The organism is Pseudomonas libanensis (assembly GCF_001439685.1).
In the GTDB taxonomy this organism is placed as follows: domain Bacteria; phylum Pseudomonadota; class Gammaproteobacteria; order Pseudomonadales; family Pseudomonadaceae; genus Aquipseudomonas; species Aquipseudomonas libanensis.
The window spans coordinates 1-19,519 of the sequence record NZ_JYLH01000024.1; the positions used below are offsets into that span (position 1 = coordinate 1).

The 19,519-nt window shown below is 59.7% G+C and carries 16 protein-coding genes; 5 read left to right on the top strand and 11 right to left on the bottom strand.

The features are described from left to right. Positions 1-275: 275 nt before the first annotated feature. Genes cysG through ftsK form a run of 6 tightly spaced genes read right to left on the bottom strand, consistent with a single transcriptional unit; the run spans position 276 to position 7,777 of the window. On the bottom strand, positions 276-1,670 hold the full coding sequence (gene cysG / locus TU73_RS26245; RefSeq protein WP_056846554.1) for a siroheme synthase CysG: 1,395 nt from the start codon (positions 1,668-1,670) through the stop codon (positions 276-278). Then, the gene (serS, locus tag TU73_RS26250) at positions 1,671-2,951 is read right to left on the bottom strand and encodes a serine--tRNA ligase (protein WP_057014605.1); all 1,281 of its coding nucleotides are present in this window, start codon (positions 2,949-2,951) and stop codon (positions 1,671-1,673) included. It lies immediately after the preceding gene. A gap of 15 nt (positions 2,952-2,966) precedes the next feature. Next, positions 2,967-3,341 (bottom strand): fluoride efflux transporter CrcB, encoded by a 375-nt coding sequence (gene crcB / locus TU73_RS26255; protein WP_043046609.1) that lies wholly within the window; start codon positions 3,339-3,341, stop codon positions 2,967-2,969. Continuing rightward, complete coding sequence (locus tag TU73_RS26260) at positions 3,341-4,663, bottom strand: replication-associated recombination protein A (RefSeq protein ID WP_057014606.1); 1,323 nt, start codon at positions 4,661-4,663, stop codon at positions 3,341-3,343. Before TU73_RS26260 ends, crcB begins: the two co-directional genes overlap by 1 nt. 27 nt (positions 4,664-4,690) lie before the next feature. Next, a complete protein-coding gene (lolA, locus tag TU73_RS26265) occupies positions 4,691-5,314 on the bottom strand; it encodes an outer membrane lipoprotein periplasmic chaperone LolA (protein WP_057014607.1) in 624 nt (207 codons plus the stop codon). 54 nt (positions 5,315-5,368) lie between these two features. Then, the gene (ftsK, locus tag TU73_RS26270; protein WP_043046607.1) at positions 5,369-7,777 is read right to left on the bottom strand and encodes a DNA translocase FtsK; all 2,409 of its coding nucleotides are present in this window, start codon (positions 7,775-7,777) and stop codon (positions 5,369-5,371) included. Between the two features lie 497 nt (positions 7,778-8,274). Between ftsK and aat the strand changes: the two genes are divergently transcribed. The 3 genes from aat (at position 8,275) to infA (ending at position 10,039) form a co-directional block, all read left to right on the top strand. After that, positions 8,275-8,955: a leucyl/phenylalanyl-tRNA--protein transferase gene (gene aat, locus TU73_RS26275; protein WP_057014608.1), complete on the top strand. Its 681-nt coding sequence runs from the start codon at positions 8,275-8,277 to the stop codon at positions 8,953-8,955. Positions 8,956-9,012: 57 nt separating this feature from the next. Continuing rightward, positions 9,013-9,720 carry an arginyltransferase gene (locus TU73_RS26280; protein WP_057014609.1) on the top strand — a complete coding sequence of 236 codons (708 nt, stop codon included), beginning with the start codon at positions 9,013-9,015 and terminating at the stop codon, positions 9,718-9,720. Between the two features lie 100 nt (positions 9,721-9,820). Continuing rightward, complete coding sequence (gene infA / locus TU73_RS26285; protein ID WP_002553999.1) at positions 9,821-10,039, top strand: translation initiation factor IF-1; 219 nt, start codon at positions 9,821-9,823, stop codon at positions 10,037-10,039. 248 nt (positions 10,040-10,287) lie between these two features. Here infA and clpA read toward each other — a convergent pair whose 3' ends face one another. Both clpA and clpS read right to left on the bottom strand, forming a co-directional pair. Further along, on the bottom strand, positions 10,288-12,558 hold the full coding sequence (gene clpA, locus TU73_RS26290; RefSeq protein WP_043046605.1) for an ATP-dependent Clp protease ATP-binding subunit ClpA: 2,271 nt from the start codon (positions 12,556-12,558) through the stop codon (positions 10,288-10,290). 29 nt (positions 12,559-12,587) lie between these two features. Next, positions 12,588-12,956, bottom strand: a complete 369-nt coding sequence (clpS, locus tag TU73_RS26295; protein ID WP_005789091.1) for an ATP-dependent Clp protease adapter ClpS — start codon at positions 12,954-12,956, stop codon at positions 12,588-12,590. Positions 12,957-13,180: 224 nt separating this feature from the next. On the opposite strand from clpS, the gene cspD reads away from it, so the two are divergent. Then, entirely contained in the window at positions 13,181-13,459 is a 279-nt protein-coding gene (gene cspD / locus TU73_RS26300; RefSeq protein ID WP_057014610.1) for a cold shock domain-containing protein CspD, read from the top strand. Between the two features lie 62 nt (positions 13,460-13,521). Here the strand turns inward: cspD and icd are convergent, their stop codons facing one another. Continuing rightward, a complete protein-coding gene (gene icd, locus TU73_RS26305; protein WP_057014646.1) occupies positions 13,522-14,778 on the bottom strand; it encodes an NADP-dependent isocitrate dehydrogenase in 1,257 nt (418 codons plus the stop codon). A 492-nt stretch (positions 14,779-15,270) separates the two neighbouring features. Between icd and TU73_RS26310 the strand changes: the two genes are divergently transcribed. Then, the gene (locus TU73_RS26310; protein WP_057014611.1) at positions 15,271-17,496 is read left to right on the top strand and encodes an NADP-dependent isocitrate dehydrogenase; all 2,226 of its coding nucleotides are present in this window, start codon (positions 15,271-15,273) and stop codon (positions 17,494-17,496) included. A 57-nt stretch (positions 17,497-17,553) separates the two neighbouring features. On the opposite strand, the gene TU73_RS26315 is transcribed toward TU73_RS26310, so the two are convergent. After that, positions 17,554-18,438 carry a LysR family transcriptional regulator gene (locus TU73_RS26315; protein ID WP_156421259.1) on the bottom strand — a complete coding sequence of 295 codons (885 nt, stop codon included), beginning with the start codon at positions 18,436-18,438 and terminating at the stop codon, positions 17,554-17,556. Between the two features lie 57 nt (positions 18,439-18,495). Beyond that, positions 18,496-19,476, bottom strand: coding sequence for a DMT family transporter (locus tag TU73_RS26320; protein WP_082642673.1), 981 nt, complete (start codon positions 19,474-19,476; stop codon positions 18,496-18,498). Positions 19,477-19,519: the final 43 nt, after the last annotated feature.

Genomic DNA, 19,519 nt, shown 5'->3' on the forward strand with positions numbered 1-19,519 from the left:
CCCGCTCCCACAGTTTGATTGCGGGGTGTCAGGTAGATTGGCATCGGCTGGCAGGCCGTCATCGCAGGCAAGCCAGCTCCCACATTTGGATCGCGGTGCGTCAGCTAGATCAGCGTCGGCTGTCAGGTCGTCATCGCAGGCAAGCCAGCTCCCACATTTGGATCGCGGTGCGTCAGCTAGATCAGCGTCGGCTGTCAGGCCGTCACGGGAGCAAGCTCCCTCGCCACAGATTTAGCCTCGTGCCGAAGTTGTGTAGATACCTATGCTTTTAAGGCTCACACCTGAGACTGAGCCCCTTCGAACCATTTGAGCTTCTCGCGCAGTACCACCACCTCACCCACGATCACCAGCGTCGGCGCATGCACTTCATGCTCCGCCACCATACGTGGCAGGTCAGCCAGGGTGCCGGTGAATACGCGCTGGTTGGAAGTGGTGCCCTGCTGGATCAAAGCGGCCGGCGTGTCCGCCGAGCGCCCGTGCTTGATCAACTGCTCGCAAATGATTGGCAAGCCAATCAAGCCCATATAGAACACCAGGGTCTGCGACGGCCCCACCAGGTCCTGCCAGGGCAGATCCGACGTACCGTTCTTAAGGTGTCCCGTGATAAAACGCACCGACTGTGCATAGTCGCGGTGCGTCAGCGGAATCCCGGCATACGCCGCACAACCACTGGCCGCCGTGATCCCCGGCACCACCTGGAACGGAATGCCATGGGCCGCCAGCTCCTCGATCTCTTCACCACCCCGGCCAAAGATGAACGGATCGCCACCTTTGAGGCGCAGCACGCGCTTGCCTTGCTTGGCCAGGTCCACCAGTTGCTGGTTGATCTGGGCTTGCGGTACGGCGTGGTCAGCGCGGCGCTTGCCGACGTACACACGTTCGGCGTCGCGACGGCACAGCTCGAGAATCGCCGGCGCCACCAGACGGTCGTAGAGCACCACATCGGCTTGCTGCATCAGGCGCAGGGCGCGGAACGTCAGCAGGTCCGGATCGCCCGGGCCAGCGCCCACCAGGTAAACCTCACCGGGCGCATGCGGCGGTGCGCCGTTGACCTTGTCGATCAACAGGCGCTCGGCCTCGTCGCCCTGCCCGGCCAATTGACGGTCGGCAATCGGCCCCTGGAATACCTCTTCCCAGAACGCCCGGCGTTGCTGCACATCCGGGTACAAACCTTTGACCTGGGCTCGAAAACGCGCCGCCAACCCGGCCAACTGACCGTAGGTCGAGGGAATCCAGGTTTCCAGCTTGGCCCGGATCAAGCGCGCCAGTACCGGCGCATCGCCGCCACTGGAGACCGCAATCACCAAGGGCGAACGGTCGACAATCGCCGGGAAGATCACGCTGCACAAGGCCGGCGCATCCACCACGTTGACCGGTACGCAGCGACGCTTGGCGTCACTGGACACCTGCGCGTTCAGTGGTTCATCGTCGGTCGCCGCGATGATCAGGGTGCAACCGTCAAGGTCGGCCTCCTGATAACCGCGCAAAATCAGTTCCCCGCCACTGCCCAGCACCAGCTCGCGCAGCTGGTCTTCGATCTGGGGAGCAACCACCCGCAGCAATGCACCGGCGTCAGCCAGCAGCCGGGATTTGCGCAAGGCAATCTCCCCGCCACCGACGACCAGCACACGACTGCCGCGCAGGTTATGAAACAGCGGCAGAAATTCCATTTAGCCGATGACCTCAACGCCGCCCATGTACGGCTTGAGCACCTCAGGTACACGGATCGAGCCGTCAGCCTGCTGGTAGTTTTCCAGCACGGCCACCAGGGTACGGCCTACGGCCAGGCCCGAACCGTTAAGGGTGTGCACCAGCTCCGGCTTGCCGGTTTCCGGGTTACGGAAACGCGCCTGCATGCGACGGGCCTGGAAATCACCGCAGTTGGAGCACGACGAGATTTCGCGGTACTTGTCCTGGCTCGGCACCCACACTTCGAGGTCGTAGGTCTTCACGGCGCTGAAGCCCATGTCGCCGGTGCACAGGGCCAGGACGCGGTATGGCAGCTCCAGCAGTTGCAGCACGCGTTCGGCATTGGCGGTCAGGCCTTCCAGGGCTTCCATGGAAGTCGACGGCTCGACCACCTGCACCATCTCGACCTTGTCGAACTGGTGCTGGCGAATCATGCCGCGCGTATCGCGACCCGACGCGCCGGCTTCACTGCGAAAGCATGGGCTGTGGGCAACCAGCTTCAATGGCAATTGCTTGGCATCGAGGATCTCGCCGGCGACGATGTTAGTCAGCGACACTTCGGCAGTCGGGATCAAGTACAGGTCAGCTTCACCGTCGCGAGTGATCTTGAACAGGTCTTCCTCGAATTTCGGCAACTGACTGGTGCCCATCAGCGCCGGCGCCTGGACCAGATACGGGGTGTAGGCCTCTTCGTAACCGTGCTCGCCGGTGTGCAGGTTGATCATGAACTGCGCCAGGGCACGGTGCATGCGCGCAATCGGGCCGCGCAGCAGGGCAAAGCGTGCGCCGGACATTTTTGCCGCGGTCTCGAAATCCAGGCCACCGGTCAATTCGCCCAGGGCGACATGGTCCTTGATCTCGAAATCGAAGGCTTTGGGCGTGCCCCAGCGACGTACTTCTACGTTGCCGTCTTCGTCTTCGCCCACCGGCACGGATTCGTGGGGCAGGTTCGGAATGCCCAGCAGGATCGAATCCAGCTCGGTCTGAATGCCTTCCAGCTCGATCTTGCCCTCGGACAGCTCAGTGCCCATGCGCTCGACATCTGCCATCAACGGCGCGATGTCTTCGCCGCGCTGCTTGGCCTGGCCGATGAATTTGGAACGCGCATTACGCTCAGCCTGCAGTGCTTCGGTGCGGGTCTGGACGGTCTTGCGCTGTTCTTCCAGCGCTTCGATGCGCGCAACATCCAGGGCAAAGCCACGGGATGCCAGGCGGTCCGCTACGTCCTGAAGGTTGCTACGTAACAGTTTGGAATCGAGCATGTCGGTCTCTCGTTATCAAAGTTTGGTCAAGGACAGGCCGGCCCAGGTGGCGAGCAGCCCGCCGAATACGCTGATGCCCAGGTACCCGAAGGCGACCAGGGCCTGCCCGCTTTCCAGCAAGCGCAGCGTATCCAGTGAAAAGGATGAAAAGGTCGTCAGACCGCCTACAAAGCCGACAATCAAGCCGGCGCGAATTTCAATCGGCACTTCCGGGCGCAACAGGAACCAGCCGTACAACAGCCCGATAATCAAACAGCCCACCAGGTTGACCGCCAAGGTCGCCGCATAAAAATGCTTTGGCCACTGGGCGCTGACCCAGGTGCTGGTGGCGAAACGCAATAATGTACCAGCGATGCCGGCTATGGACACGGCAAGAATCGTCTTGAGCACTACTTTCTCCGCTGACGGGGGCTGAGACGGTCGAGTTGGGCCAGATGGTTGAGTTTTTCACCGATCTTCAGCTCCAGGCCACGGGGCACCGGCTGGTAGAACGGCTGCGGCGCCAGCTCATCCGGGAAGTAGTCTTCGCCGGCCGCGTAGGCGTCCGGCTCATCATGGGCATACCGGTACTCATCGCCATAGCCCAGCTGCTTCATCAGCTTGGTCGGCGCATTGCGCAGGTGCAGCGGTACCTCGAGGGAGCCATGTTCGGCCGCCGCACGCAGGGCCGATTTGAAGCCCATGTACACCGCGTTGCTTTTCGGCGCGCAGGCCAGGTAAGTGATGGCCTGAGCCACCGCCAATTCGCCTTCCGGGCTGCCAAGACGCTCCTGCACCTCCCAAGCGGCCAGGCACAGGCTCAGGGCGCGCGGGTCGGCATTGCCGATGTCTTCGCTGGCCATGCGCACTACGCGGCGTGCCAGGTACAGTGGGTCGCAACCGCCGTCGATCATGCGCGCAAACCAGTACAGCGCGCCGTCCGGGTTGGAGCCGCGTACGGATTTGTGCAGCGCGGAAATCTGGTCGTAGAAGGCCTCACCGCCTTTGTCGAAGCGCCGGCGCGTATCGCCGAGCAGACTTTGCAGCAGGTCGACGCCAATCTCACCACCGTCTTCGGCCAGGTCGGAGGCGTTCTCCAGCAGGTTGAGAAAGCGCCGGCCATCGCCATCGGCAGCGCTCAGTAAAATCTTGAAGCCTTCATCGCTGAGGCTCAGCTGACGCTGGCCCAGCCCCTTGTCTTCGCTCAAAGCGCGCTGCAGCAACTTTCGCATCGCGGTTTCGTCGAGACTCTTGAGCACATAGACCCGTGCCCGTGACAACAGCGCGTTATTCAATTCAAACGAAGGGTTTTCGGTCGTGGCGCCGATAAAGATCAGCGTGCCGTCCTCGACATAAGGCAGGAACGCATCCTGCTGCGACTTGTTGAAGCGATGCACTTCGTCGACGAACAGGATGGTGCGCTTGCCGTATTGCCCAGCCTGCTGCTTGGCGACTTCCACCGCCTGGCGGATCTCCTTGACCCCGGCCAGCACCGCCGAGACTGTTTCAAAGTGTGCGTCCGAGACTTTCGCCAGCAGCCGCGCCAGGGTGGTCTTGCCCACGCCTGGCGGGCCCCAGAAAATCATCGAGTGCAGCGCGCCCTGCTCCAGGGCTTCGCGCAAAGGCTTGCCGCGAGCGAGCAGGTGTTCCTGACCGACGTACTCATCCAGGTTGGTCGAACGCAAGCGCGCGGCCAACGGCTGGGCAATCGGGTCACTTCGAAACAGATCCATGGGCAGCGTTTGAAACCTCTGGGCAGTTTATTCCTGGATCACGTCGGCACCCTTTGGGATGTCGAACTTGAACTTGGACGCGGGCACCGGCTGGTTGGCCTTGACCCCGGAAAACAGGATATCGGTGCGCTGGCCGACGCTGTCGACCAGGCGCATGTTGTTGATCACGCCGTTGCCGAACGACAGGGACAGCGTGTCAAACAGCGTGTCCTTGGATTTGGGCTTGAGGGTGAACTCGATGACGTTGCTGGTCTGCTTGGAAGTGATGTCGAAACTGTCGTTGATTTTCGACACGTCACCCGAGAGCAGCAGCGCCGGGGTCTGATTCAGGCGCGGGTCGAGCTTCTTGATGGTCGCCTGTTGCAGGTCCGGGTCCCACAGGGTGACTTTCTGGCCATCGGAAACGATGGTCTGCTCGGCCTTGCCTTCGGTATGCCAGTAGAACAAACCAGGACGCTGCACCGCCATTTCACCGGCAGTTTCCTGCAGTTGGGTGCCACCGGCATCCAGGGTCAGCTGCGAGAAACGCGCGGTCAGGGTCTGGGATTTGTCCAACAGGTTCTTCAGGCTGGCGACGGAAGCCGGGTCAGCATGGGCCGAGACAGCGGTCAGGGCCAGGGCCGGCAACAACAGCATGCGAATAACGCGCATGGGAGTCCTCATTGAATGGTCAGGGCGTGGCGCGTGTTGCCACGCGCCACGGGGTCAGTCGCGCATCTGCCCGGGGGCGATGATTTCACGCGAGCCGTTGGTGTTCATGGCCGTCACGACGCCGGCGTGTTCCATGGCTTCGATCATGCGGGCGGCGCGGTTGTAGCCGATCTTCAGCTTGCGTTGTACAGCAGAGATCGAGGCACGACGGCTTTCCAGCACGAAGGCCACCGCTTCGTCGTACAGCGCGTCGGTTTCGGCATCATCGTCGCCACCGCCACTGCCACCGTCGAAGCCGCTGCCGGCCTCTTCGACGCCAGCGAGGATGTCATCGTTGTATTCCGGCGCACCGCGCAGTTTCCAGGCTTCGACCACGCGGTGGACCTCGTCATCGGACACGAAGGCCCCGTGCACGCGGATCGGCAGGCTGGTGCCGGGCGGCATGTAGAGCATGTCACCGTGGCCCAGCAGTTGCTCGGCGCCACCCTGGTCGATGATGGTGCGCGAGTCGATCTTGCTGGACACCTGGAACGCCATGCGCGTCGGAATGTTGGCCTTGATCAGGCCGGTGATCACATCCACCGACGGGCGCTGGGTCGCGAGGATCAAGTGAATCCCGGCGGCACGGGCTTTCTGGGCGATACGGGCGATCAGTTCTTCAACCTTCTTGCCGACGATCATCATCATATCGGCGAATTCATCGACCACCACCACGATGGTCGGCAGCTTGGTCAGCAGCGGCGCTTCATCATGGATGCTCTCGCGCTTGTACAGCGGGTCGGTCAGCGGCGTGCCGGCATCCTGGGCTTCCTTGACCTTGGCGTTGAAGCCCGACAGGTTACGTACGCCCATCTTCGCCATCAGCTTGTAGCGGCGCTCCATCTCGGCCACGCTCCAGCGCAGGGCGTTGGCGGCGTCCTTCATGTCGGTGACTACCGGGCACAGCAGGTGCGGAATGCCTTCGTAGATCGACAGTTCCAACATTTTCGGGTCGATCATGATCAGCTTGGCGTCATCCGGCCCGGACTTGAACAGGATCGACAGAATCATTGCGTTCACACCCACCGACTTACCGGAACCGGTGGTACCGGCCACCAGCAGGTGCGGCATCTTCGCCAGGTCGGTGATCACCGGCTTACCGCCGATGTCATGGCCGAGGGCCAGGGTAACCGGTGACTTGAAGTTGTCGTATTCCGGAGTCGACAGCACCTCGGAAAAACGCACGATCTGGCGGTCTTCGTTGGGAATCTCGATACCCACGGTGGTCTTGCCCGGGATCACTTCCACCACCCGCACGCTGGTCACGGCCAGGGAGCGCGCCAAGTCTTTGGCCAGGTTGGAAATACGGCTGACCTTCACCCCCGCGGCCGGCTGGATTTCGTAACGGGTAATCACCGGGCCTGGGTGGATCGAATCCACCGAGACTTCGACACCGAACTCCTTGAGTTTGATTTCCAGCAGGTGGCCGACGGCCGCCAGGGATTCCGGTGAATAGTTGAGTTGTTTCTTTTCTGCCGGGTCGAGAATCGAGATCGGCGGCAAGGTGCCTTCCACGGCGCTGTCGATGAACAACGGCGCCTGTTTCTCTTTCTGCACGCGATGGCTGGGTTCCGGCGCCTTGGGCGGTGCCGGCGCGATCACCGGCGGCACCTGCTTCTCGCGGTCCGACATGTGCTTGCTCAGGGCTTGCTCACGCTCGATCAGGCGCTCCTTGACCTTGGCCTGCTCGCGCCGGTCCGGGGTGCTTGGAGCCACTATTTCGTTGACACGGGTGTCCACCTCGCGAAGCTGCGCAACCATCTGCTTGCGCTCCACACGGGCGGCCCACCAGCGATTGGCGGCCCCTTGGAACAATTCGAACAGATCAAGGGTGATCTTGCCGGTCACGTCCATCACCTTGAACCATGACAGGTCGGTGAAGACCGTGAGGCCGAACAGGAACAGCGCGATGAACATCAGCGTGCTGCCCTGGATGTTAAGGGTTCTGCGGGCCAGGTCGCCAAGGCTTTCGCCCAGGGCCCCGCCCGCGCCCGCGGGCAGGCCGGTCGGCGCATGGAAGTGAATATGCGCCAGCGCCGCACCCGACAGCACCAGGAACACCAGGCCGATCAGGCGCCAGGAGAACAGCCAACCACTCCACTGCCACGGTTCATGGCGCTGGCGGAAGATCTGCCAGGTCTTGATCGCCAGCAGCAGCGGGAAAATGTAGGCGAAGTAACCCAGGATCATGAACAGGATATCGGCACTGTAGGAACCCACGGGGCCACCGAAATTCTGCACATCATCGATCTTGCTGTTATGACTCCAGCCCGGGTCGTCCTTGCCGTAGGTGAGCAAGGCCATCATCAGGAACAGGCACAGGGCACCGATGGCAATCAGTGCGCCTTCCTTGAGTCGATAATGCAGGTGCTGGCGCCAGGCCGGTACGACTGCTGCTTTAGGTGCTGCGGCGGATTTCTTCAAAACGGGTCTTTTCCTGCGCCTTTAGCGCGTCCATCTGTTGAATGACTGCACATGACTGCTCTATCCCGAGCAGCTGAAAAATGAACGAATGTTGCTGAATCTACTTTTAACACCGGGTGATGGATAGGTGAAATGGCGATAACGCCACAATGGCCGCATTGTACGGGTTTGCGTGCGCGATGCCACACACTTGCCCTTCACCCGGCCGACTGGACAATTGCCGTGTCACAGCCTGTTCAATTTGAGCATGCATTGTCTTTGCTGACAAAGGCTTATGAGCTGTATTTAGCAATCCAGGCAAGCTTGGCAGATGGCCGGCATGCCTCAGCCCCGATTACGACCACGCCTGATGCACGGAGTTGCAGAAACACCCGCTCATGCTAATCCTGGCCGATACCCTATTCGGGCTGGCCCCCTGGCGCCGGGTCGACAATAATCAACACTTGCGGGGCAGGCGTTGCCTGCCACTCCCCTCCCCTGCCATAAGCCTGGATGCCATGCTGACCTGGTTACAACGCGACACCCTGACTTTCCCACCCTTGGCCAAGGCCATGCGCGAACCCAATGGCCTGCTCGCCGCCGGTGGTGACCTGTCGGCCGAACGTCTGATCCAAGCCTATCGCCATGGCTGCTTTCCGTGGTTCTCCGAAGGCCAGCCGATCCTCTGGTGGTCACCCGACCCGCGTACGGTGATCTTCCCCGACGAACTGCATGTATCACGAAGCCTGGCCAAACTCTTGCGCCAGCAGCGCTATACGGTGACGTTCGATCAGGACTTCGCAGCAGTCATCCAGGCCTGCGCCGCGCCCCGCGCCTACGCGGACGGCACCTGGATCACCGAGGGAATCCAGAGCGCCTATCTGGAGCTGCACAAGCGTGGCTACGCCCATTCCGTCGAGGTGTGGGACCAGGGCGAACTGGTGGGTGGCCTGTATGGCCTGGCGATGGGCCAACTGTTCTTTGGCGAGTCCATGTTCAGCCGCGCCGACAACGCGTCAAAATTTGGTTTCGCCACGCTCACCCGCCAATTGCAGGCCTGGGGCTTTGTGCTCATCGACTGCCAGATGCCCAACGATCATCTGCATAGCCTGGGTGCCCGCGCCATACCGCGCAGCGACTTTGCAGACTTCCTGCGTAAACATTTGGACCAGCCCAGCGCTGGACCGTGGGTTTCCTAGGCGACATTCGCCCACCTGGCTTACACTTATTTCAAAGCTTTAACCCGAGGGTTGATCATGACCGAGCTGGCGCGCTTGAAGTTTTATGCCACTCAAGCCCACTCTTGCAGCTACCTGCCCGACGAGCAGGCCACCACGCTGTTCCTCGACCCCAGCCAGCCGATGGACGTGCATGTGTACGCCGACCTGTCCGAGATGGGGTTTCGGCGCAGCGGCGATCACCTGTACCGACCTCATTGCCAGAATTGCAATGCCTGCGTGCCGGCGCGCATCCCTGTCACGCAATTTCTGCCGGATCGAAACCAGAAACGCATCCTCAAGCGCAACGCCGACCTGACGGTAACGGCCACCAAGGCGCAGTACAGTGAAGAATATTTCGATCTTTACCAGCGCTACATCGAACAACGCCACGCCGATGGCGATATGTTCCCGCCCAGCCGCGATCAATTTTCTACCTTCCTGGTACGCGACCTGCCGTTCTCGCGGTTCTACGAGTTCCGCCTCGATGGCCGCCTGCTGGCGGTAGCGGTGACCGACCTGCTGCCCAACGGCCTGTCGGCGGTGTACACCTTCTACGAACCGGCCGAAGAGCGCCGCAGCCTCGGGCGCTTCGCCATCCTCTGGCAAATAGGCGAAGCACTGCGCCAGGAATTGGACGCGGTATACCTCGGATACTGGATCAAGAACTGCAAAAAGATGAATTACAAGACCCAATATCGGCCCATTGAGCTGCTGATTAATCAAAGATGGGTCACGCTTAACTAGAACCCCTTGGCTTGAACACCCTTTTTCGGGCACAATGCACGCCGCTTTTGCCTGGCGCAGTTGCACCGGGCCATTCACTGGATACCGAGGGCTTTACTGCATGTCGAAAGAAGACAGCTTCGAAATGGAAGGCACTGTCGTCGACACCCTGCCCAACACCATGTTTCGTGTGGAGTTGGAAAATGGGCACGTCGTAACCGCGCATATCTCCGGCAAGATGCGCAAGAACTACATTCGTATTCTTACCGGTGACAAAGTGCGCGTCGAGCTGACGCCCTATGACTTGAGCAAAGGGCGCATCACTTACCGCGCTCGTTAAGCAAGTCAATACAAGACGCCCGGTTATGCCGGGCGTTTTTGTGTGCACAGGATTTAACAGTCACTACTTGCCCCTGTGGGAGCTGGCTTGCCTGCGATAGCGGTGGCTCAGGAAAGAATCCCTTGCCTGACACACCGCTATCGCAGGCAAGCTAGCTCCCACATGTTGATCTTCATTGTCTTAGCGATTGCATTTCAAGTCAGCAAAAAGGCGCCTTTCGGCGCCTTTTGCTTTGTTGCAGTCAACGATCAGGCCATTTCCGCCGTGGTCTCGAACTCGAAGGTCAGCTCGCCGTCCTTCAGGTCGATATGCACCACGCCGCCATGGTCGGAGAGTTCGCCGAACAGGATCTCTTCGGCCAATGGCCGCTTGATCTTGTCCTGGATCAGACGCGCCATTGGGCGAGCACCCATTGCCGCATCGTAGCCACCCTCTGCGATCCAGCTGCGCGCCGCTTCCGTCACATCCAGCTGCACGCGCTTGTCTTCCAGCTGCGCTTGAAGCTCGGTGAGGAACTTGTCCACCACACTTTTGATGACCTCATGGCTGAGGCGACCAAACTGGATAATGGTGTCCAGACGGTTGCGGAACTCCGGCGTGAAGCTCTTCTTGATCACTTCCATCGCATCGGAGGAGTGATCCTGATGCGTGAAGCCAATAGAGGCCCGCGCAGCAGTTTCAGCACCGGCGTTGGTGGTCATGATCACGATTACGTTGCGAAAGTCCGCCTTGCGCCCGTTGTTGTCGGTCAGGGTCCCGTGATCCATGACCTGCAGCAACAGGTTGAAGACTTCCGGGTGAGCCTTTTCGATTTCATCGAGCAGCAATACGCAATGCGGCTGCTTGGTGATCGCCTCGGTCAACAGGCCGCCCTGGTCGAAGCCGACATAGCCCGGAGGCGCACCGATCAGGCGCGACACGGTGTGGCGCTCCATGTACTCGGACATGTCGAAACGTACCAGCTCGATTCCCATGGCCTTGGCCAATTGCCGCGCCGCTTCGGTTTTGCCGACGCCGGTAGGGCCTGCGAACAGGAACGACCCGACCGGCTTGTCCGGCGACTTGAGGCCCGCACGGGACAACTTGATCGCGGTGGACAGCGAATCGATCGCCGCGTCCTGACCAAATACGGTGAGCTTGAGGTCGCGCTCCAGGTTACGCAGCAGCTCCTTGTCGGAACTGGTGACGTGTTTTGGTGGAATCCGCGCGATCTTCGCCACGATGTCCTCGACCTGCGGCACATCGATACGCTTCACACGCTTCTCGACCGGCTGCAGACGCTGATAGGCGCCCGCCTCGTCAATCACGTCGATGGCCTTGTCCGGCATGTGCCGGTCATTGATGTAGCGCGACGCCAGCTCAGCCGCCGCACGCAGGGCCTCATCGGTGTATTCGATGCCATGGTGCGCCTCAAAGCGCCCCTTGAGCCCGCGCAGGATGCCGATGGTGTCTTCAACCGAAGGCTCGGACACGTCGACTTTCTGGAAGCGGCGCGCCAGGGCACGGTCTTTCTCGAAGATGCCACGGAATTCCTGGAACGTGGTCGAACCGATGCAGCGGATATCGCCCGACGACAGCAACGGCTTGAGCAGGTTGGAGGCGTCCATCACCCCACCGGATGCTGCACCGGCCCCGATAATGGTGTGGATCTCGTCGATAAACAGGATCGCCTGCGGGCGCTTTTTCAGCTCGCCGAGCAGCGCCTTGAAGCGCTTCTCGAAATCGCCCCGGTACTTGGTCCCGGCGAGCAAGGCGCCCAGATCAAGGGAGTAGACGACGCTGTTGGCCAACAGGTCTGGGACCTGATTGTCGACAATGCGCTTGGCCAGGCCCTCGGCGATCGCGGTTTTACCCACGCCCGCCTCCCCAACCAGCAACGGATTGTTCTTGCGCCGACGAGCAAGGATCTGCGCTACACGCTCAACCTCAAGCTCACGCCCCACCAGCGGATCGATCCGCCCCTGACGCGCCAATTCGTTGAGATTGCTGGCATAGGCATCCAGCGGATTGCCCGAAGAAGAAGACTCACCGCCCTCGTCATCCTGCATTTCCTGCTCACCCTCGGAATGATCGCCGTGCCCGGGCACTTTGGAGATACCGTGGGCGATGTAATTGACTACATCAATACGGGCAACGCTCTGCTGCTTGAGCAGAAACACGGCCTGGCTTTCCTGTTCGCTGAAAATTGCCACAAGCACGTTCGCGCCCGTGACCTCACGCTTACCGGAGCTCTGTACGTGGAAAACAGCACGCTGCAATACCCGTTGAAAGCCCAGGGTTGGCTGGGTTTCACGGTCCTCGTCATGCACGGGGATCAGTGGCGTGGTGGAGTCGATGAACTCCTGCAGGTCATGCTTGAGCTTGTCGAGGTTGGCGCCGCACGCACGCAGAACGGTGGCGGCAGCTTCGTTATCCAAAAGTGCCAGCAGCAGGTGTTCGACGGTCATGAATTCATGACGCTTCGAACGAGCCTCCTTGAAGGCAAGATTAAGGGTGACTTCGAGCTCGCGGTTTAACATAGCTTCACCTCATACCCAAGTGGTCGGCGTTAACCGTCCTTCTCGATTTCACAGAGTAGCGGATGCTGGCTTTCCCTGGCGTACTGGTTGACCTGCATGGCCTTTGTCTCGGCGATGTCGCGGGTAAACACTCCACATACTGCCCGTCCTTCTGTGTGAACGGCCAGCATTACCTTGGTCGCCAACTCGCGGTTCAGGTTAAAAAACACCTCGAGCACTTCGACGACGAAATCCATCGGTGTGTAGTCATCATTGAACAAAACCACCTTGTACATCGGCGGCGCCTGTAAAGCAGGCTTGGCCTCCTGGACAGCAATGCCTGCAGAACCGTCGTCATCATGTTCCTGATCCGGGCGATCCTGATTGAATGTTAGTCGAATCTGGCTGTTTGCATGCATGGAAAGAAAGGTTCGTCAGTGGTTCAATTACAGTGGTGGGGGCGACCTGTCAGAATTTCAACTCTGACCGGCCGGTCGCCTTGACTATCGGCGAATCGGTGTTACAACCAATAGAACCCACAGTGGGTAAAAAAGGTCCGCGCAGTCAACCTTATTTATTCGGGTTAGGACGGATAGACAGGATGATACTCCAGTGATGGAGTCTGGTGCAGAGGGATATGGGAATGGCTAGCGGTAAGGTCAAGTGGTTCAACAATGCCAAGGGTTACGGCTTCATTATCGAGGACGGCAAGGATGAAGACCTTTTTGCGCATTACTCAACGATCAAGATGGATGGGTACAAGACACTGAAAGCGGGCCAGCCTGTCTGCTTTGAAATTATTCAAGGCCCCAAGGGCATGCACGCGGTGAATATCAGTACGACCAACGACCCTAAAGACACTGTAAAAACGGAAGCGCCCGCGCAAAAAATCAAAAAAGCGACTGGCCTGATCAGCCACTGAGCAAAGCCTTGAATGCCAAACCGGCCATTCTGAGCCATCAGAACGGCCGGTTTTTTGCCTGCTTACATGTGCTTGATCAACGCATCACCAAACCCCGACGACGACACCAGCGTAGCGCCCTCCATCAGGCGCTCGAAGTCATAGGTCACGGTCTTGGCCGAAATCGCGCCGTTGGTGCCCTTGATAATCAGGTCAGCCGCCTCGGTCCAGCCCATATGGCGCAGCATCATTTCTGCCGACAAGATCAATGAGCCCGGGTTGACCTGGTCCTTGCCCGCATATTTAGGCGCGGTACCGTGGGTCGCTTCGAACATCGCCACGGTGTCGGACAAGTTGGCCCCCGGCGCGATGCCGATGCCGCCCACTTCCGCCGCCAAGGCGTCAGACAGGTAGTCGCCGTTCAGGTTAAGCGTCGCGATGACGTCATATTCAGCTGGACGCAGCAGGATCTGCTGAAGCATGGCGTCGGCGATGGCATCCTTGACCACTACGTTCTTGCCGGTCCTGGGGTTCTTGAATTGCATCCACGGGCCGCCGTCCAGCAGGGTCGCACCGAACTCTTCGGCCGCCACTTCGTAGGCCCATTCCTTGAAGGCACCTTCGGTGAACTTCATGATGTTGCCTTTGTGCACGATGGTCAGCGAGTCACGGTCGTTATCCACCACATATTGCAGGGCCTTGCGCGCCAGGCGCTTGGTGCCCTCCTTCGACACCGGCTTGACGCCGATCCCGCAGTCCTGGTCGAAACGGATCTTGGTAACGCCCATTTCCTCCTTGAGAAACTTGATTACCTTGATCGCCTCAGGCGAACCGGCTTTCCACTCGATGCCGGCGTAAATATCTTCGGAGTTCTCGCGGAAGATGGTCATGTCCACGTCGCCAGGTTTCTTGACCGGGCTGGGCACGCCTTCGAACCAGCGCACCGGGCGCAGGCACACATACAGGTCGAGCTGCTGGCGCAGCGCCACGTTCAGCGAGCGAATCCCACCACCGACCGGCGTGGTCAGCGGCCCCTTGATGGACACCACGTAATCCTTGACCGCATCCAGGGTTTCCTGAGGCAGCCAGGTATCCTGGTCGTAGACCTGTGTAGCCTTTTCGCCGGCGTAAACCTCCATCCACGAGATCTTGCGCTTGCCGCCGTAAGCCTTTTCAACAGCTGCGTCGACCACCTTGATCATCACCGGGCTGATGTCGACACCGATACCGTCACCTTCGATGTAGGGAATGATCGGTTGGTCAGGAACATTGAGAGAATGGTCTGCATTGACGGTGATTTTGTCGCCGACTGCCGGAACCTGAATCTTCTTGTATCCCATGCTGAACTCCATCTATGGATTGAACATCTGGCTGCGTTCGAGCCTACTCCAGATAAATGGCGACTGAAACCTCGCGCCATGCTCATTTGCATCGAAAACAGCATAAATTGTCGCCTACAAGCCTGAAACCAAAGGGAAAAGTGCCAATCCTGAGCACAACGTGCGACTTTAGGCGTAGCCCGGCACCTGCGACCTTTAGACCAATGGACGACCCGCCTTTTGTATGAAGGCTCGGCGTAAGCATAGCGACCTATGTATAATGCCGCCGCTGACCAAAGAGTCACGACGGCGGACCGCTCTAGAACATGGCCTTCCGCTGCAAAGCAGGACTAATACAATAGTCCACCCGCTTGACGCTCGACTGATGCAACCCAACATCACCGCGAAGAAACCTCGACCTTTCGCTCATGGATGACTTGAACGAACGCGCTCCACCCGGCGCATCTCGAGTTTCTGCGCACGCTTTCAGCAAAGAAGAGAGTTAATCCGAATATGCCCACCCGCTCGAAGATCATCTACACCTTCACCGACGAAGCCCCAGCCCTCGCCACCTATTCACTGCTGCCTATCGTAGAGGCCTTCACCGCTTCCGCTGATATTGCCGTGGAAACCCGCGACATTTCCCTCGCAGGGCGCATCCTCGCAAGCTTCCCCGAGCAACTGGGCGACAAGGCTATCCCGGACCACCTCGCCGAACTGGGCGACCTGGCCGTTACACCTGAAGCCAACATCATCAAGCTGCCGAACATCAGCGCCTCGACCCCGCAGCTGCAAGCCGCGATCAAGGAACTGCAGGCCCAGGGCTATGCCCTGCCGGACTACCCTGAAACCGTAACCACCGACGCGGAAAAAGAAACCCGTGCACGTTACGACAAGATCAAGGGCAGCGCCGTGAATCCGGTCCTGCGCGAAGGCAACTCCGACCGCCGCGCACCGCTGTCGGTCAAGAACTACGCACGCAAGCACCCGCACAAGATGGGCGCCTGGGCTGCCGACTCCAAGTCGCACATTGCCCACATGAGCAATGGCGACTTCTACGGCAGCGAAAAAGCCGTACAGATCGAAGCCGCTGATGCTGTCAAAATTGCGCTGATTGCCCAGGACGGCACCACCACCGTGCTGAAGGAAAAGACCAGCGTCCAGGCCGGCGAAATCATCGACACCGCCGTGCTGAGCAAGAAAGCCCTGCGCAGCTTTATCGCCGCTGAAATCGAAGACGCCAAGCAACAAGGCGTGCTGCTGTCGGTTCACTTGAAAGCCACCATGATGAAGGTCTCCGACCCGATCATGTTCGGCCAGATCGTTGCCGAGTTCTACAAAGACGCCTTGAGCAAGCACGCTGCGGTGCTGGAGCAGATCGGCTTCAACCTGAACAACGGCATCGGCGACCTGTACGCCCGCATCAAGGCGCTGCCGGCCGACCAGCAAGCGCAGATCGAAGCCGACATCCAGGCGGTGTACGCTGCTCGCCCTGCCCTCGCGATGGTCAACTCCGACAAAGGCATCACCAACCTGCACGTGCCGAGCGACGTCATCGTCGACGCCTCGATGCCCGCCATGATCCGTGACTCCGGCAAGATGTGGGGCACTGACGGCCAGCTGCACGATACCAAGGCGGTGATTCCGGATCGCTGCTACGCCACTATCTACCAGGCGGTCATCGAAGACTGCAAGGCCAATGGCGCCTTCGACCCGACCACCATGGGCAGCGTGCCAAACGTTGGCCTGATGGCCAAGAAAGCCGAAGAGTACGGTTCCCACGACAAGACCTTCCAGATCAAGGCTGACGGCGTCGTCCGCGTCACCGACAGCCAGGGCAACCTGCTGATGGAACAGAAAGTCGAAGCCGGCGACATCTTTCGCATGTGCCAGACCAAGGACGCGCCGATCCAGGACTGGGTCAAGCTCGCCGTCAACCGTGCCCGCGCCAGCAATACCCCGGCTATCTTCTGGCTGGACCCACAGCGTGCCCACGATGGCGTGGTGGTCGAGAAAGTCCAGGCGTACCTGAAAGATCACAACACCGAAGGCCTGGACATCCGCATCATGGCCCCGGTCGACGCGATGAAGTTCACCCTGGAGCGCACTCGCAAGGGTCTGGACACCATTTCGGTGACCGGTAACGTACTGCGCGACTACCTGACCGACCTGTTCCCAATCATGGAACTGGGCACCAGCGCCAAGATGCTGTCGATCGTGCCGCTGATGAACGGCGGCGGCCTGTTCGAAACCGGCGCTGGCGGTTCGGCGCCGAAACACGTGCAGCAACTGCTGGAAGAAAACTTCCTGCGCTGGGATTCCCTGGGCGAGTTCCTGGCCCTGGCCGCATCCCTTGAGCACCTGGGTGTGACGTACAACAACCCGAAAGCGCTGGTACTGTCCAAGACCCTGGACCAGGCCACCGGCCAGTTCCTCGACAACAACAAGTCGCCATCGCGCAAAGTCGGCAACATCGACAATCGCGGCAGCCACTTCTACCTGGCGCTGTACTGGGCCCAGGCCCTGGCCGCCCAGACCGAAGACACTGCACTGCAAGCGCAGTTCGGCGAACTGGCCCAGACTCTGGCCGCGAACGAGGCAACCATCGTTACCGAGCTCAACGCCGTACAAGGCAAGCCAGTGGACATCGGCGGCTACTACGCGCCGAACCCGGAGTTGACCAGCAAGGCCATGCGCCCAAGCAACACCCTCAATGCGGCGATTGCCAAGTTGAAGTAAGGGTGTAAGGCAACACCACAAACCCCGGCCATGTGCCGGGGTTTGTGTTTTCAGAACTTATGTAACGCCGTATTCCTTGCGCCACGCAGCCTCGATAATCGCCAGAAACTGCGGCTTGTACCAAGGCTCCCAACCCGGCCTTTGCTTGAGCTCAACACCAAACCCCGGCAGCGCAGGCAAATGCGCGAGCGCTTCAAGGTTTTTCAAGCCCGGCACTTGAGCAAACCAGGGCAAAAGCGTCACGCCGACTCCAGCCTGGACCGCTGAACGCAACGACATCAAGTCTTCAGACTCATACACACAGCGCCACCTGATCCCACTCTCTTCCAAGCGCCGAATCGCCAGGCTCCTGAACACGCAGGGCGCCTTGAACAGGGCCAGCGAAACTTCCTGCCCTTCCACGGGGGCTGCCGCACACTCGCCACCCAGCCACATCAAGGAAAGAGCATGCAAAGGCACGCCAGTGACTTTTGGCAACTCATCAATCATCAGGCCGATATCGATTCGCCCCTCACTGAACGCCTCCGCGAGCACTATGGAGCGCGCTACTTTGACCACAATTCGCACTGAAGGTAATTCAAGCGCCACAGTGGGAATAACACGCTGCAGGATTTCCTCGCTGAAATATTCGGGGATGCCCAGCGTCACGGAATCTTGCGTGCGGCTGACATCAAACAGACTTCCCACCTTGTCGTTGACGCTGACCATCTGCTGGGCATAGCCGGTCAGGCGCTCCCCTTCAAGGGTGAGCAACACCTGACGGTTATCCCGAACAAACAACTCGACACCCAGCAAATCCTCAAGCCGTCGAATTTGCTGGCTGATTGCCGGCTGGGTCAGGCTCAGCGCTTGCGCGGCCCGGGTGAAGCTGCCCAGCTCTGCGACCTTGAGGAAACTGCGCAGCGACTGAATATCAAGATTGACTCTCATGGAACCGTCCAAGTGAATAAACGCGCTACCGCATTAGTGCAAGGCAACGCCCCTGACTGTCAAGACGGCCTAGCTGGACCTCGAGTGGTTCATCAAATAAACCCCGAGCGCCGAAACAACAAACCCTAGTATTGCCACCGTACCGGGCACCTCCCCCAGCACCAGGGACGCCATGATCTGCGTGACCGCTGGAATGACATGGAACAAGTTGGTTGCCTTGCTCGCCTCAGCCCGTCGAATCATCATGTACAGCAGCGTCAGCGCGCCGACTGAGTTCATTAACGTGATCCAGGCCACCGAAGCGGCGAAGGGCACCCACTGCGTCACCTGCATGGTCTCGGTGGTATAGGCCAGCAGCAACATGACCAGCGACGCGGTGACCATCTGGATGAAACAGCCCACCCACAGGTTGACGCCGCCAAGGAAACGCTTCTGATAAAGCGTGCCGAGGGTGATACCCAGCAGCGCCAGCCCTACCGCGCCGTAACCGCCGATTGACGCCTCTGCACCAAAAAAACTGCTGCCAACCACAATGGCCACGCCGCCCACGCCCAGAACCGAGCCTGGCAAGTCGCGCCAGCTCAATTGCTCGCCTAAACAGAAGTAGGCGCCGATCACAACGAATACGGGCATCAGCCCAACAATCAGCGCAGCTTGCCCAGCCGGGACGCCCTGACTTATCCCGGTGTATAGGCCGCCAAATTGCAGAGCCTGCAAGAGCAAGCCCACGGCTGCCGCATGAAGGTAAGGTGTAAGCCGCCTGGGCCACTCGGCCTTGATGGCGAGCGCCACGCCCAAGAACACTAGGGCCGCCAGGGCGAACCGGTAGAACGTCATGGTGAAGGGCTCGCCATAACGCACACCGAACGCACCGCCGATGTAGCCGGAGCTCCACAACAGGATGAAGGCAATGGGCAATGGCGACGTAAGGCGTACTTCGTAGCGTTTGGGGGCAATAGGGTTCATCACGCTCTCCGGATTGAGGTTCTGGAGAGATAAGCTGCGCCTCGGGCTGAAATCGGTAAAATCATAAAATGTCAGGCGCACCATGCAGATTGCTTATGCAGCCTCACTGAAGAAACCCAATCAAAAT